Annotated in this window: 13 protein-coding genes; all 13 read right to left on the bottom strand. The window is 55.2% G+C overall.

Translation table 11 applies throughout. The features are described 5' to 3' along the window. Positions 1 to 169: 169 nt before the first annotated feature. Positions 170 to 1705: a multidrug efflux MFS transporter permease subunit EmrB gene (gene emrB, locus ACQ3G7_RS16405; RefSeq protein ID WP_430890601.1), complete on the bottom strand. Its 1536-nt coding sequence runs from the start codon at positions 1703 to 1705 to the stop codon at positions 170 to 172. Positions 1706 to 1720: 15 nt separating this feature from the next. Beyond that, positions 1721 to 2893, bottom strand: a complete 1173-nt coding sequence (gene emrA / locus ACQ3G7_RS16410) for a multidrug efflux MFS transporter periplasmic adaptor subunit EmrA (protein WP_430890602.1) — start codon at positions 2891 to 2893, stop codon at positions 1721 to 1723. Positions 2894 to 3024: 131 nt separating this feature from the next. Continuing rightward, positions 3025 to 3555, bottom strand: a complete 531-nt coding sequence (gene mprA / locus ACQ3G7_RS16415; RefSeq protein ID WP_263099602.1) for a transcriptional repressor MprA — start codon at positions 3553 to 3555, stop codon at positions 3025 to 3027. A gap of 91 nt (positions 3556 to 3646) precedes the next feature. Further along, complete coding sequence (gene ygaH / locus ACQ3G7_RS16420) at positions 3647 to 3982, bottom strand: L-valine transporter subunit YgaH (protein ID WP_263099603.1); 336 nt, start codon at positions 3980 to 3982, stop codon at positions 3647 to 3649. Then, the gene (locus tag ACQ3G7_RS16425) at positions 3972 to 4718 is read right to left on the bottom strand and encodes an AzlC family ABC transporter permease (RefSeq protein ID WP_430890603.1); all 747 of its coding nucleotides are present in this window, start codon (positions 4716 to 4718) and stop codon (positions 3972 to 3974) included. Before ACQ3G7_RS16425 ends, ygaH begins: the two co-directional genes overlap by 11 nt. A gap of 123 nt (positions 4719 to 4841) precedes the next feature. Further along, complete coding sequence (locus ACQ3G7_RS16430) at positions 4842 to 6026, bottom strand: MFS transporter (RefSeq protein WP_430890604.1); 1185 nt, start codon at positions 6024 to 6026, stop codon at positions 4842 to 4844. A 914-nt stretch (positions 6027 to 6940) separates the two neighbouring features. Then, positions 6941 to 7942 (bottom strand): glycine betaine/L-proline ABC transporter substrate-binding protein ProX, encoded by a 1002-nt coding sequence (gene proX / locus ACQ3G7_RS16435; RefSeq protein ID WP_430890605.1) that lies wholly within the window; start codon positions 7940 to 7942, stop codon positions 6941 to 6943. A gap of 63 nt (positions 7943 to 8005) precedes the next feature. After that, complete coding sequence (proW, locus tag ACQ3G7_RS16440; RefSeq protein WP_430890606.1) at positions 8006 to 9073, bottom strand: glycine betaine/L-proline ABC transporter permease ProW; 1068 nt, start codon at positions 9071 to 9073, stop codon at positions 8006 to 8008. Further along, positions 9066 to 10268 (bottom strand): glycine betaine/L-proline ABC transporter ATP-binding protein ProV, encoded by a 1203-nt coding sequence (proV, locus tag ACQ3G7_RS16445; RefSeq protein ID WP_263099608.1) that lies wholly within the window; start codon positions 10266 to 10268, stop codon positions 9066 to 9068. Before proV ends, proW begins: the two co-directional genes overlap by 8 nt. 388 nt (positions 10269 to 10656) lie before the next feature. Continuing rightward, positions 10657 to 11619 (bottom strand): class 1b ribonucleoside-diphosphate reductase subunit beta, encoded by a 963-nt coding sequence (nrdF, locus tag ACQ3G7_RS16450; RefSeq protein WP_430890607.1) that lies wholly within the window; start codon positions 11617 to 11619, stop codon positions 10657 to 10659. Positions 11620 to 11629: 10 nt separating this feature from the next. Then, positions 11630 to 13774 carry a class 1b ribonucleoside-diphosphate reductase subunit alpha gene (gene nrdE, locus ACQ3G7_RS16455; protein ID WP_430890608.1) on the bottom strand — a complete coding sequence of 715 codons (2145 nt, stop codon included), beginning with the start codon at positions 13772 to 13774 and terminating at the stop codon, positions 11630 to 11632. Further along, positions 13747 to 14157 (bottom strand): class Ib ribonucleoside-diphosphate reductase assembly flavoprotein NrdI, encoded by a 411-nt coding sequence (gene nrdI / locus ACQ3G7_RS16460; protein ID WP_263099611.1) that lies wholly within the window; start codon positions 14155 to 14157, stop codon positions 13747 to 13749. Before nrdI ends, nrdE begins: the two co-directional genes overlap by 28 nt. Next, positions 14154 to 14399, bottom strand: coding sequence for a glutaredoxin-like protein NrdH (nrdH, locus tag ACQ3G7_RS16465; RefSeq protein WP_430890609.1), 246 nt, complete (start codon positions 14397 to 14399; stop codon positions 14154 to 14156). Before nrdH ends, nrdI begins: the two co-directional genes overlap by 4 nt. Between the last annotated feature and the right edge of the window lie 57 nt (positions 14400 to 14456).

The following is a 14456-nucleotide window of genomic DNA, read 5'->3' on the forward strand; positions in this document are numbered from 1 at the left end:
TTTGGAGGCGGTTTTACTTTCTGCGGGAAACATTCAGAACCGGCTAAAGGTGAAGGGAAGATTTCGAAACGGCGTAAAGACACATGCATGATGGTGACCAAACCACCACCAGAAATTGTGATAATAAAAAAGGGACCCGCAGATCCCTTTTTATCAGTCTGTTTACAACTTAGTGCGCGCCACCGCCGCCACCGCCCGCACCAAACGGGGGTTTCGCAAACCAGACCAGACCGAGCAGGATCAGGAACACCCCGGCGGAGAACCAGAAAATCTCGTTAGCGGAAATAATTAGTCCCTGGTTCGTGATCTGCTGTGCAATCCAGCCGGACGCCTGCTGTTGCGACATGCCCATACCTTGCAGTTGATTATAAATCGCCTGTGAATTCGGGTTATACGGATTCACCGACTCCGTAAGTTGCGCATGGTGCATCGACTCGCGGTTGGTCCACAAGGTTGTGGTGATTGATGTCCCGATGGAGCCCGCCAGCGTACGCGCAAAGTTCGACAGACTCGATGCCGCCGCCAGGCGCTCCGGTGGCAAACCAGACAGCGTAATCGTGGTCAGTGGCATAAAGAAGCATGCCACCGCAAAGCCCTGGATAAACTGCGGCCACGCGGACGCGCCAAAATCCATCCCCGGCTCGAACGTATACGCACGCCAGTAGAAGCACACCGCGTACATAATAAAACTGAACGTGACCAGACGTCGCATATCCAGCTTATGGGCAAAACGCCCGATGATCGGCGATAGCAGCACCGGGATCACCCCGACCGGCGCGGACGCCAGGCCCGCCCATGTGGCGGTATAGCCATAGACCTCCTGCAACAACTGCGGCAGCAGGACAATCGCGCCGAAATAGAGCATGTAGGCAAGGCTGATGCACAAACAGCCGATGGTAAAGTTGCGCGACTTGAATAGCGACAAATCGACTATCGGGTTTTCGTCGGTCAGCTCCCAGACCACAAGGAAGCTTATCGAAACCACGGCGACAATCGTCAGGACGATGATCTCCGTGGAGTTGAACCAGTCCAGCTCTTTCCCCTGGTCGAGCATCACCTGCAAGCTACCGATACCAATCACCAGCAATGCCAGACCGACGCCATCGATCCGGCGCTGTTCCGTACGGGTTTCCCGGCCGCGCAGGCTTTGCAGCGTCATCAGCACCACCACAATGCCGATCGGCACGTTGATGAAGAAGATCCAACCCCAGTGGTAATTATCACTGATATAACCGCCGAGGATCGGCCCGCAGATTGGCGCGACAATCACCGTCATTGACCACAGCGCCAGCGCAATCGACCGCTTTGCTGGCGGGTAGTTGCTTAAAAGCAGGCTCTGCGACAGCGGGATCAGCGGCCCGGCAACAATCCCCTGAATCACGCGGAAGAAGATCAGCATACTCAGGCTGTTCGACATGCCGCATGCCCAGGAGGCAATGGCAAACGCTACGGTAGACCAGAGGAACAGTTTCACTTCCCCGACGCGTTTTGCCAGCCAGCCGGTGATCGGGATCGAGATGGCGTTCGCCACCCCAAACGAGGTGATAACCCAGGTCCCCTGGCTCAGCGATGAGCCAAGGTTCCCGGCGATAGTCGGAATAGCAACGTTAGCGATGGTGGAGTCCAGCACCTGCATGAAGGTCGCGAGCGACAGCGCAATGGTCATAATGACCAGTTGCGCGCCTTCCAGCGGTTTCTGTTGCATTGCACTCACCTCAGATTAACCGGCGTTGGCTTTCACGATGTTATCGATCAACGTATTGACCGGTTCGAGGCTGATTTCCCGGGCGTTACTTTCGTACGCCGGGCTGGTGCGAACCTGGCTTGCCAGCACCTGACCTTCACGTTCTGAGGTGTCCACTTTCACCAGCGTGGAGAGACCAATACGCAGCGGATGATCGGCAAGTTGCTTCGCATCCAGCTCAATACGTACCGGCAAACGCTGAACCACTTTGATCCAGTTACCGGTAGCGTTCTGCGCAGGCAACAGCGAGAAGGCGCTGCCGGTGCCCATATCCAGCCCGACAACCTTACCGCTGTATTTCACCTCGTCGCCGTAAATATCGCTGACCACGGTCGCCGTCTGACCAATGCGCATATGCGCAAGCTGGGTCTCTTTAAAGTTGGCGTCCACCCACAGGTTGCTGGCCGGAACCACCGCCATTAAGGACGTTGTCGGGCTGATCTGCGCGCCAGGTTGTACCGCGCGGCGGGAGACGTAACCAGTGATTGGGCTCACGATTTTGGTACGTTGCAGCGCCAGCCAGCTATTACGCACTTCGGTCGCTGCCTGTTTAACCGCCGGCTGATCTTCCAGCGGGGTGTCGAGGATGATCGCCTGGTTGGCGTTAAACTGCTGCACCGCCACATCCAGTTCGGCTTGCGCGCTGGCAACCGCATCACGGGCATGTTGCAGTTCCTCGCGGCCAATCAGGTTGGCGCTGCCCAGCGGTACGCGACGGTTAAAGTCGCTCTGCGCCTGGGCGAGAGCGGTTTTTTTCAGCTCAATGCTCGCCTGCAACTGCTTGCTGTTGATAATGGACTGGCGGGTTTGACGGACGCTGCTGGCCAGGCCAGTCTGCGCTTTTTCAAACGCTTGCTGCGCATCGGTCGCATCGAGCGTGACCAGCACATCGCCCTGTTTGACGAAATCGGTATTGTCGGCCCAGACTTTCGTCACGCTGCCGGATACCTGCGCCATGATTTGTACCTGGTTCCCTGCCACGTAGGCGTCATCTGTCTCTTCAAAATGACGCAGTACCAAAAACCAATAAATCCCGTATGCCACGGCAATAACAATAAAGAGCAAGGTCAGAAGCAGAAGGGCACCTTTACGTTTACCTTTCTTTTTGACCGGTTGCTGCGGGGTTTGACTCTCCGCATTTGCGCTCATGCTTTTCTCCACGATCTTCTTATTTTCATATCGGCAATGCCGACCTGTTTTCGCCAAAAAGGCCAGCAGCAAAATCTGCCAGCCAGTTTGGCTGTATTCTTATATCCTGGATAGTCGAGCGTCTTATCGCGTTAGCGCAACGCCTCGAGAATGACATCGTCTTCGTCCATCTGGTCGAGACGTGTCAGGAGTTTACGGGTGATGTGCTCAAGCTGATCTTTTTCAGCGACGCTGAGAGAAGACCAGAGTTGATGCAGGCAATTATGCTGCGGAGGCAGCACCTGACGCAGAAAATCATGACCTTTGTCGGTCAGTTGCAGGTGCAGACAACGGCGATCATTGTCGCTTTCGCGGCGCTCAATCCAGCCGCGCTTTTCCAGCTCATCGGCGATGCGCGTGGCGTTGGTGCGCGATGAACCCAGCGCACTGCTCAGTTCAGACGGCTGAATGCTATGGTTTTCCTGGGATTCCAGCGTAATTAATGCCATAAACAGCGTTTCGTTGATGCCCTGCGCTTTCAACATTTTGTTGCGGTTTTCCAGCAACTTGCCCTGCATATGCATACACAGACGCGTTAACAGAATCTCCTGAAACGGAAAATCCTCATAACGGCTGGCGCGAAACTTAAGCATTTGTTCAATGGGCGTAAAAGAACTATCCATTTTGGGCATAACCTCATTAATTGCAGTCGATATAGTAACGACAGTGACAAATAAAGTAAATGTATTATTTGTGCTAATAAATTTGCCTTATCTATACATCTGTCAGCAGTTTCCAGGCGATTCCGTACGCAAGCGCGCTCAGTAACGTAGGGGTAATAATGCTGCGCGTTTTCCAGAAGCTCACGCCGAGCACCGCGAAACCCACCAGCGTCGGCAGCAGGCGGCGGCTATCGGTCATGATTTCCGGCACGCAGGAGACCACCAGTAAAGCGCAGATAGACGCAATACCGATGGTGTCGAGCAGCACGGCAGTCACGCCGCGTCTCGCCGGGCGAGACTGTGCGGCGCGGATGCGCAGGGGCAGGTAGCGGAATAAAAAATTTACCCCGCCAACCAGTAATCCGAGGAACAGCACGTCAGGACTCATCGGGCGTTCCCTGGTAAAACGCTTGCACCAGCGCGGTCAGACAACCGGCGACGATCCCGGCCAGAATGGCCGCCGGGATCGAAAACAGCGTGACACCAGCCAACGCGCCAAGCAGTGCTGCTGTGACGGCGGGGGCTTGTTTCCGCTGGAACGACGCCAGCAGAAAGCTCATAAATAATGCGGGTAACATAAAACTCAGCGCCGACTCCACCGCCGGATAGCCTTCCAGTAAGCCGCTACCGGAAAACGCGCCCAGCACGGTGCCCAATACCCACGAAAACCACGAACAGAAGGCGATGCCGATCATCCACTCTTCGCTCCAGCGGCGATTATCGCGCACCAGTTTGGCGGTGGCGGCAGCAAAAACTTCGTCCGTCAGACCAAAGGCCCAGATAGCGGTTTTGGGGTTCTTGAGAGGGGACAAAATACGGCTGCGCAGCGACGGGCCATACAGCACGTGGCGGACGTCCATCGCCATGACGGTCAGGGCGGCGACCCATAAGGCGCTACCAGCGGCAAGCATCGTGGTGATCACAAACTGGCTGGCGCCTGCATAAATAATGCAGGAGAAAAAGACGCTTTCGAGGGGAGTAAAACCGAGTTTGGTGGCATTCATGCCGAAAGCAAACGCAACTGGAACGTAACTTAATACGATGGGAAGACTGTCTTTGATACCTTCCTGTAACGTGGCCGTACTCACGGCACTGACGTCTGTTGGTGTTGCTGAGCTATCCATAGTGTTTGTTATATATCACCCACGTTAATATAACCGGGATAAACAAGTCCCTTAACCTTAACAGACTAAGGCGCTCCTTAACACCCCGGTTTTTCTCCGAAACCGCGAAACGTGGGCGGTTGCTTACATCGCAGCCTCCTGACGGTGAAATCCTCGCCACCACACCAGCAGATTTACCACTGCAAGCAGACTGCCTGCCGCGCAAACGCCGCGCCATCCGGCATGCTGCCAGGCAGACGCGGAGATCAGTGAACCCGCCGCACCGCCAATAAAGTAGCTGGTCATATACCCGGCGGTCAGGCGATTACGCGCATCGGGCTTGACGCGGTAAATCACCGTCTGGTTGGTGATATGCACGCCCTGTACCGTGAGATCCAGCACAATAATGCCTATTATCAGCGCGATAACCGAGCTGTGACCGAGCCAGATGGCCACCCACGACAGCAGCAACAGGATCAGGCCGCCGGTCGTGGTGAGATGCGATTTTCCTCTGTCCGCCAGCCCGCCTGCCTGCCGTGCGCCTAGTGCACCAGCCGCGCCGACCAGGCCAAACAAGCCAATCACCGCTTCAGAGAAGTGAAACGGTGGTGAGGCAAGTAAAAACGCCATCGACGTCCACAAGATACTGAAGTTCGCAAAGCTCAGACAACCCAGCATGGCGCGGGTGCGCAGCAGTTTATCGCCGGCAAACAGGGTAAACACCGACCCGAGCAGTTGCAGGTAATTGAGGTGCGTGTCCTGTTTGACCTTTGGCAGACCGCGCCACAGCGCCAGCGCCATCAACACCATTAATACGCTGGCGACCCAGTAGACGGTGCGCCAGCCGCCGAGACTGGCAAGCAACCCGGCAACCGTTCGCGCCAGCAGAATACCCAGCAACAGGCCGCTCATGATGGTACCCACCACTTTGCCGCGTTTATCCGGGGTGGCGAGCGTCGCCGCCAGCGGCACAAGAATTTGCGCCACTACCGAGAACAGGCCCGTCAGTGCGGTCCCCAGGATCATCAGTGCCAGTGAGGAACTGCTGGCGGTGATAAGCATTCCGCCAGCGGCAAGCAGCGTCATCACCACAATCAGTTTGCGGCGTTCAAACATGTCGCCAAGCGGTACCAGAAACAGTAACCCGGCGGCATAACCGAGTTGGGCGGCGGTAACAATAAAGCCGGCCTGATTCGGCGAGAGCGAAAAGGCACGGGCAATGGTGTCAAGCAGCGGTTGCGCATAATAGTTGCTGGCGACGGCAAGACCGGTCGCGACAGACATTAGCGCAATCAGCGCCGGGCTCAGGCCCTGATTGGGTTTGGTCATAAGAATGATGAGTCTGCTCAGGATGTTGTCAGAAATTCATCATAACCAATGGATAGGAATTTGTGAGGGAGATCGCGTGTCGGAAAGTGCGGTGAAACGCATTCCCCTCACCCCGGCCCTCTCCCCAAAGGGGAGAGGGGGAATAAAAATATGTGTCGTCTGTTCCCTCTGCACAAAGGGGAGAGAGAGAAGTTATAGGGGCACGATCTGTCCCCTCTCCCCAAAGGTGAGGGGGAATAAAAATATGTGTCGTCTGTTCCCTCTGCACAAAGGGGAGAGCGAGAATTTATAGGGGCACGATCTGTCCCCCCTCCCCAAAGGTGAGGGGGGAACAAAAATATGTGCGGTCTGTTCCCTCTGCACAAAGGGGAGAGCGAGAATTTATAGGGGCACGATCTGTCCCCTCTTCCCAAAGGTGAGGGGGAATAAAAATATGTGCGGTTTGTTCCCTCTGCATAAAGGGGAGAGCGAGAATTTATAGGGGCACGATCTGTCCCCTCTTCCCAAAGGTGAGGGGGAATAAAAATATGTGCGGTCTGTCCCCTCTGCACAAAGGGGAGAGAGAGAATTTATAGGGGCACGATCTGCCCCTCTTCCCAAAGGTGAGGGGGAATAAAAATATGTGCGGTCTGTTCCCTCTGCATAAAGGGGAGAGCGAGAATTTATAGGGGCACGATCTGTCCCCTCTCCCCAAAGGTGAGGGGGAATAAAAATATGTGTCGTCTGTTCCCTCTGCACAAAGGGGAGAGCGAGAATTTATAGGGGCACGATCTGTCCCCCCTCACGAAAGGTGAGGGGGGAACAAAAATATGTGCGGTCTGTCCCCTCTGCACAAAGGAGAGAGCGAGAAGTTATAAGGGCTCGATCTGTCCCCTCTCCCTTGGGGAGAGGGTTAGGGTGAGGGGAAAAACACCTTACTTCTGCGCGGCCAGCGCCTCTTTCACCCAGCCATCAAACTGCTGCTGGTGGGCTTTGATCCAACCATCAACATGACCCTGAATATCCGCTTCCGACGCTTTACCCGCGTGCATCATCGCGTTCTGCGCATTGATGTCGGCAATCGGCAGTTTCATTACCGAGAACAGTTTCGCTGCCGCCGGGTTTTTCTCCGCCCAGGCTTTGTTCGCCACGATATGCATGGTGTTGACCGGGAAGCCATAGTTCATGCCGTTCGGCAGTTTGGTGTCGATATCTTTCTGCTTGCCCGGCAGAGACGAGAACGGTACCTGCAACCAGACCACACCTTTACCCGGTTTCAGCACATCGCTCACCCAGTACGGTGTCCAGGTGTAGTACAGGATCGGTTTGCCTTCTTTATAGCGGGTAATGGTGTCAGCCATCATCGCCGCGTAGTTACCCTGGTTATGCACCACATTGTTGCTCAGACCATAGGCATCAATCTGGTGATTAATCACCGCTTCGCAGCCCCAGCCTGGCGTGCAACCGGTCAGGTCTGCTTTACCGTCGCCATTGGTGTCGAACAGTTTGGCGATTTTCGGATCTTTCAACTGATCGATACTTTTAATGTGGTACTGCTCAGCTGTTTTCTTATCAATCAGGTAACCTTGCGCCGCGCCGGTGACGAAAGTGCCTTCACGGTAGAACTTCTTGTCGCCTCCGGCTGCGGCGTACATGTCGTCATGCAACGGCTGCCAGTTCACGGCGGTGAAGGTCACATCGCCTGCGGCAAGCGAGGTGTAACCGACGTTGTAGTCCACTTCGCTCGGTTTATTGACGGTGTAGCCGAGTTTTTCCAGCCCGCGGCTCACCAGCAGGGTCTGGAAGGCTTCTTCCGAAATGGTGCTTTGAAAAGGTTGCACGGTGATGCCTTTGCCGGGCAGTTCAGCCTCTGCGGCGAACGTGCTGGTGGAGACAAGGGTGGCGAACGCTGTGGCAAAAAGTACGCTATGTCGCATCGTTGTTCCTTATTTTCAGGTGGGACACTGGACGCCCGGCGCGCGTTGCACCGGGCAGCAGGATTAGCGGGTGAATGGCCGGGTCAGCAGACCCAGCGGGCCGGTCTGATACCAGCGGCGATTACCCCGACTGCGGGCATCGCGGCCGACAGCCTGCGTCAGGCGGTCGAGAATAATGGCGAGGATCACAATCCCTGTGCCGCCAACGGTAGCCAGCCCCATATCAAGACGACCAATACCGCGAAGTACCATCTGGCCAAGCCCGCCGACGGCGATCATCGAGGCGATCACTACCATGGAGAGGGCAAGCATCAACGTCTGGTTAATTCCCGCCATAATGGTGGGCATGGCCAGTGGTAATTGCACTTTAAACAGCATTTGTCGCGGGCTGGCGCCAAATGAGCGCGACGCTTCAATCAAATCGGCCGGCACCTGGTTAATGCCGAGGATCGTCAGTCGCACCACCGGCGGCAGGGCGAAGATAATCGTAACCACTACCCCCGGCACGTTGCCGATGCCGAACAACATCACAATCGGCACCAGGTAAACAAACGCCGGGGTGGTTTGCATGGCATCCAGCAGCGGACGGATAATTTTCGCCGCCCGCTGGCTGCGCGCCAGCCAGATCCCCAGCGGCAGGCCGATGACCACACAAAACAGCAGTGCGGTCAGCACCAGCGCCAGCGTGACCATTGCCTGTGACCAGGCACCAATCGCACCGATGGCGATCAGCGACACCAGCGTGGCAATGCCCATTCCCGCGCTGCTCATCTGCCAGGCGATCAACGAGAAAACAATGATCGCCACTGGCGCAGGCATACCCAGCAACAACTGCTGGAACGTGCTGAGAATGTAATCCACCGGAATGCGGATCCCCTGGAACAGCGGACGGAAATGCACCACCACCCAGTCGATCCCCTGTGTTACCCAACTGTCCAGCGGGATCAGCGTTTTATGGAACGGATCCATAATGTTGAAATGTTCCGGCGCAGGTGCCGGAGCGCTGTTTAGCCAGTCTGCACCACCGCCACTGGCGGGGGCCGAAGACGCGCCGCCGCCCCAGGCGTCGGCGGATTGCGCTGCGCTGTCTGCCGCTGGCGCGCTATCCCACGGGTTATTTGCATCAGCCATTGTTTGCCCCCTCGCGATCTAAAGCCTGTAGCAGCATCCGTTTTGAGATGATGCCCACGTATTGTTGTTCTTCACCGATGACCGGGACAGCGCAGGGCGCTTGCCCGACATGGGAGAGCAACTCGCTGAGCGGCGTTTCGGCCTCTACCGCAAGCGGAGAGTCAATTAACGCCGCATCGATACCCAGATTCTGCCCTAAGGCCGCTTTCAGGGAGTCGATGGACACAATGCCGACAAATTTATTGCCGCGTTCGACGACATAACCGTATTCACGATCGTCATCCTGCAGCATTTTCAGCGCGGAACGCGGGCCGAAGCCCGGCGTTTTACGGATTAAGCCCACCGGCGTACGGCGCGCAATATCCTTTGCGCTAAATACCTGGCTAATATCCACGCCGCGGAAGAAGGTACGCACATAATCATTGGCCGGATTATTTAAGATCTCGTCCGGCGTACCGACCTGTACCACTTCACCGTTTTGCATAATGGCGATGCGATCGCCAATACGCATGGCTTCATCCAGATCGTGGGAAATAAACACCACGGTGCGTTGATGTTTCGCTTGCAGTTTTACCAGTTCATCCTGCATTTCCGTGCGAATTAATGGGTCGAGCGCCGAGAAGGCTTCGTCCATTAATAAAATATCGGGATTGATCGCTAATGCGCGCGCCAGACCCACACGTTGACGCATACCGCCAGAGAGTTCATCCGGCCAGGCATGCGCGTAATTTTCCAGGCCTACCTGACGCAACGCATCCAGCGCTTTTTCCTGGCGCACCTGCGCTGTCGCACCGGCTAATTCCATACCAAACGCGGTATTCTCTAACACCGTCATATGGGGCATTAGCGCAAATGACTGGAAGACCATTGCGATCTTTTTCCTGCGCACCTCGCGCAACTCAGCGTCCGATATTTTGGCGATATCCACGCCATCAATCAGCACCTGCCCGCGGGTGGGTTCAATCAGGCGATTGAGAAGGCGTACCATAGTGGATTTACCCGATCCGGATAACCCCATGATGACAAATATCTCGCCTTCTTCAATGGCCAGACTGGCGTCTTTCACGCCAAGCGACAGACCCGTTTTTTCCAGAATTTGCTCTTTCGATAGTCCTTTTTCAATATATTTGAAAGCCCGCTGTGGGTGCTCGCCAAATATCTTGTAGAGGTTCTTCACTTCTAATTTAATTGCCATGCAATAAGAGGATTCCTGTTATTTATTGTGTCGATATAATACCCAGTGAGAATAATTAACTGGTCATACCCTAACATACTCAGAATCTGAGACAACCCTGAATTTCCTCAGTCGGCGAATTTGCGCTGTGTAGAATTGTCTCTATTTCCCATGAAATAAGGGCTGGCGGCAGATGATCATTTTTTCGTATTCATCGGGAAATCGAACCTGAATTGTGAGAATTCAGGCGAAAATGACAGTTGAATTACAGTGTAGCGGCTGTGGGAATATTGCGCCGGATATTTCCGCAATATGTGGGAATTAACGATACCCTTTTTTATATGGCGGTTATTATCATTTTGCTGAAAACCAGCAATATTCCCTCTCCGAAAAGAGGGAAGGAGAGGGGTCAGAAGTTCCAGTCTTCGTCTTCGGTTTCGACCGCTTTACCCATCACATAAGAGGAGCCCGATCCGGAGAAGAAGTCGTGGTTTTCATCGGCATTGGGCGAGAGTGCGGCGAGGATCGCCGGGTTTACTTCCGCCATTTCTGCCGGGAAAAGGGCTTCGTAACCAAGATTCATTAGCGCTTTATTGGCGTTGTAGCACAGGAAGGCTTTCACATCCTCAGCCCAGCCGCTGTCCGCGTACAGATCGTCGGTATAGCTCACTTCGTTATCATAGAGATCCATCAGCAGTTCCAGCGCGAAGTTCTTCAGCTCTTCACGTTTTTCACCACTCACTTTTTCCAGCCCTTTCTGATACTTATAGCCGATATAGTAACCGTGCACTGCCTCGTCGCGAATGATCAAACGAATCAGGTCGGCGGTGTTGGTCAGCTTGCCGCGGCTCGACCAGTACATCGGTAACCAGAAACCGGAATAGAACAGAAAAGATTCAAGAAACACGCTGGCGATTTTCTTCTTCAGCGGCTCATCGGCGCGGTAGTACGCCAGAATCAGCTGCGCTTTACGCTGCAGTGCCGCGTTCTCTTCGCTCCAGGCGTAAGCGGCATCCACATCTTTGCTCTGGCACAGCGTAGAGAAAATCGAGCTGTAGGAGCGGGCATGCACCGCTTCCATAAAGCTGACATTGGATAACACCGCTTCTTCGTGCGGCGTCAGCGCATCGGTCATCAGCGCCGGTGCGCCCACGGTGTTTTGAATGGTGTCGAGTAGCGTCAGGCCAGTGAACACACGGATCGTCAGTTGCTGTTCCGCCGGGCTTAAGCTTTGCCAGGCGGGGATATCGTTCGACAGCGGCACTTTTTCCGGCAACCAGAAGTTGCTGGTCAGGCGGTTCCACACTTCGAGGTCTTTATCATCCTGGATTTTGTTCCAGTTCACCGCGCTGATACGTGACAGTTGGCTCATCCTTTTCTCCTTACAACGCGCAGGACACGCAGCCCTGGATCTCGGTGCCTTCCAGCGCGAGCTGGCGCAGGCGAATGTAATACAGTGTCTTGATACCTTTCTTCCACGCGTAGATCTGCGCTTTATTGATGTCGCGGGTAGTGGCGGTGTCTTTAAAGAACAGTGTCAGTGACAGTCCCTGATCCACATGGCGCGTGGCTTCGGCATAGGTGTCGATGATCTTCTCTGGCCCAATCTCATACGCATCTTCATACAGCGCCAGGTTCTCATTGGTCATAAACGGCGCGGGATAATAAACACGCCCGGTTTTGCCTTCCTTGCGGATCTCAATTTTCGAGACAATCGGGTGAATGCTCGATGTCGCATGGTTGATATACGAGATGGACCCGGTAGGCGGAACTGCTTGCAGGTTCTGGTTATAGATGCCGTAACGCATCACATCGTCGCGCAGTTGCTGCCACATCTCACGCGTAGGAAGCGTGATGCCGGAACGGGCAAACAGCGCACGGACTTTCTCCGTTTTCGGCTGCCAGTCACCTTGCAGGTATTGATTAAAATAATCGCCGCTGGCATAGCGCGAGGCCGGGAACCCGGCGAAATGCTGGCCGCGCTCGCGGGCGATCATCATCGAGGTATGCAGTGCATGCCAGGTGATGGTGTAGAAATAGAAGTTGGTGAAATCCAGCCCCTCTTCGCTACCGTAAGCAATACCTTCCCGCGCCAGATAGCCGTGCAGGTTCATCTGCCCAAGCCCAATGGCATGGGAGGCGGCGTTCCCGGTTTCCACCGAGGGTACCGAACGGATGTGGCTCATATCGGACACCGCCGTCAGGCCGCGAATGGCGGTTTCCACCGTACGACCAAAATCCGGCGAATCCATGGTATGGGCAATATTCAGCGAACCGAGGTTGCAGGAGATATCGTGGCCGGTATCGGCGTAATCGAGGTTTTCATCAAACGTCGAAGCGCTGTTAACCTGCAAAATCTCCGAACAGAGGTTGCTCATATTGATGCGCCCGGCAATCGGGTTAGCGCGGTTCACCGTATCTTCAAACATGATGTACGGATAGCCGGACTCAAACTGGATCTCCGCCAGAGTCTGGAAGAAATCGCGGGCGTTAATGTAGCTTTTGCGCACACGCTCATCGGCCAGCAACTGATCGTACATCTCGCTGATGGCCACATCGCCGAATGGCTTGCCGTACAAACGCTCAACGTCATACGGCGAGAACAGCGCCATTTGCGCGTTCTCTTTCGCCAGCTGGAAGGTGACATCCGGAATGACGACGCCCAGTGAAAGGGTCTTGATGCGGATTTTTTCGTCGGCGTTTTCGCGCTTGGTATCGAGGAAACGCAAAATGTCCGGATGATGGGCGTGCAGATAGACGGCTCCCGCGCCCTGGCGAGCCCCCAGTTGATTGGCGTAAGAGAAGGCGTCTTCCAGCATTTTCATTACCGGGATCACCCCGGAAGACTGGTTTTCGATGCGCTTAATTGGCGCGCCTGCTTCCCGCAGATTGGAGAGCAGAAACGCCACGCCACCGCCGCGTTTCGACAGCTGTAACGCTGAGTTCACCGCACGGCCAATGGATTCCATATTGTCTTCAATACGCAGCAGGAAGCAGGAGACCAGCTCGCCGCGCTGCTGTTTGCCGCAGTTGAGGAAGGTTGGCGTGGCGGGCTGGAAGCGTCCGGAGAGGATCTCCTCCGTTAGCTGCTGAGCCAGCGCTTTATCACCCTGCGCCAGCGTCAGCGCCACCATGCAGGCGCGGTCTTCAAAATGTTCCAGATAGCGTTTGCCGTCGAAGGTCTTCAGCGTATAGCTGGTGTAAAACTTCCACGCGCCGAGGAACGTCTGAAAACGAAAACCGCTGGCGTGCGCGTTGGCAATCAGGTCGACCACAAAAGCTCGGTCATAGCGCGCCAGCACGTTTTCATCGTAATAACCTTCTGCCATCAGGTAGCTCAGGCGTTCATCCTGACTGGCGAAAGTGACGGTATTGGGGCGGACGTGCGCTGCCATAAAGGCATCGACGGCCTGATGGTCTTTATCAAACTGAATGCGGCCATCTTTATCATAAAGATTCAGCATCGCATTCAGTGCATGGTAATCGGGTGCGCTTTGCATCACGCGCTCTGCGGTTGTCGTCGCCAAAATTCGCTTACTCCTTTACGCACGTTGTCGATGTCCTGCGAGGTGCCCATCAGCTCAAAACGGTACAGCCAGGGGACGCCGCATTTTTGCGACACCACATCACCTGCACGGCCATACGCCTCGCCGAAGTTACGGTTGCCGGAAGCAATCACGCCGCGGATCAATGCACGGTTGTGCGGATCGTTTAAAAAGCGGATCACCTGACGGGGTACAGCGCCTGCCGTACCCCCGCCGCCGTAGCTGGGAACCACCAGGATATAGGGTTCGTCTACCTGGATACGCTCGCGCTCGTTCAGCGGGATGCGCACCGCCGGCAGTCCGAGACGCGTGATAAAGCGCTGCGTGTTTTCGGAACTGCTGGAGAAGTAGACGAGGGTGCTCATGCGCTGGCCACGTGGGGGGCGGCATGCAGGCGGTTGATCATATCCGGGCGGAAGCCGGACCATGATGTTTCCCCGGCGACCACCACCGGTAACTGACGAAAACCCATCGCGCGCAGCTCATCTGCTGCTTCCGGTACGTGGTCAACGTTCACCATTTCGAATGCAAAACCACGGCTTTCCATTGCCCGTTTGGTGGCGTGGCACTGAACACAATCATTTCGAGTGTAAATGGTAATGCGCATAATTCGTATTTCCGTTTAAAATGAAAAGGCGGCGCGATGGGTCGCGTCAGGTCGTGT

This window comes from Kosakonia sp. N21 (genome assembly GCF_050587465.1).
In the GTDB taxonomy this organism is placed as follows: Bacteria; Pseudomonadota; Gammaproteobacteria; order Enterobacterales; family Enterobacteriaceae.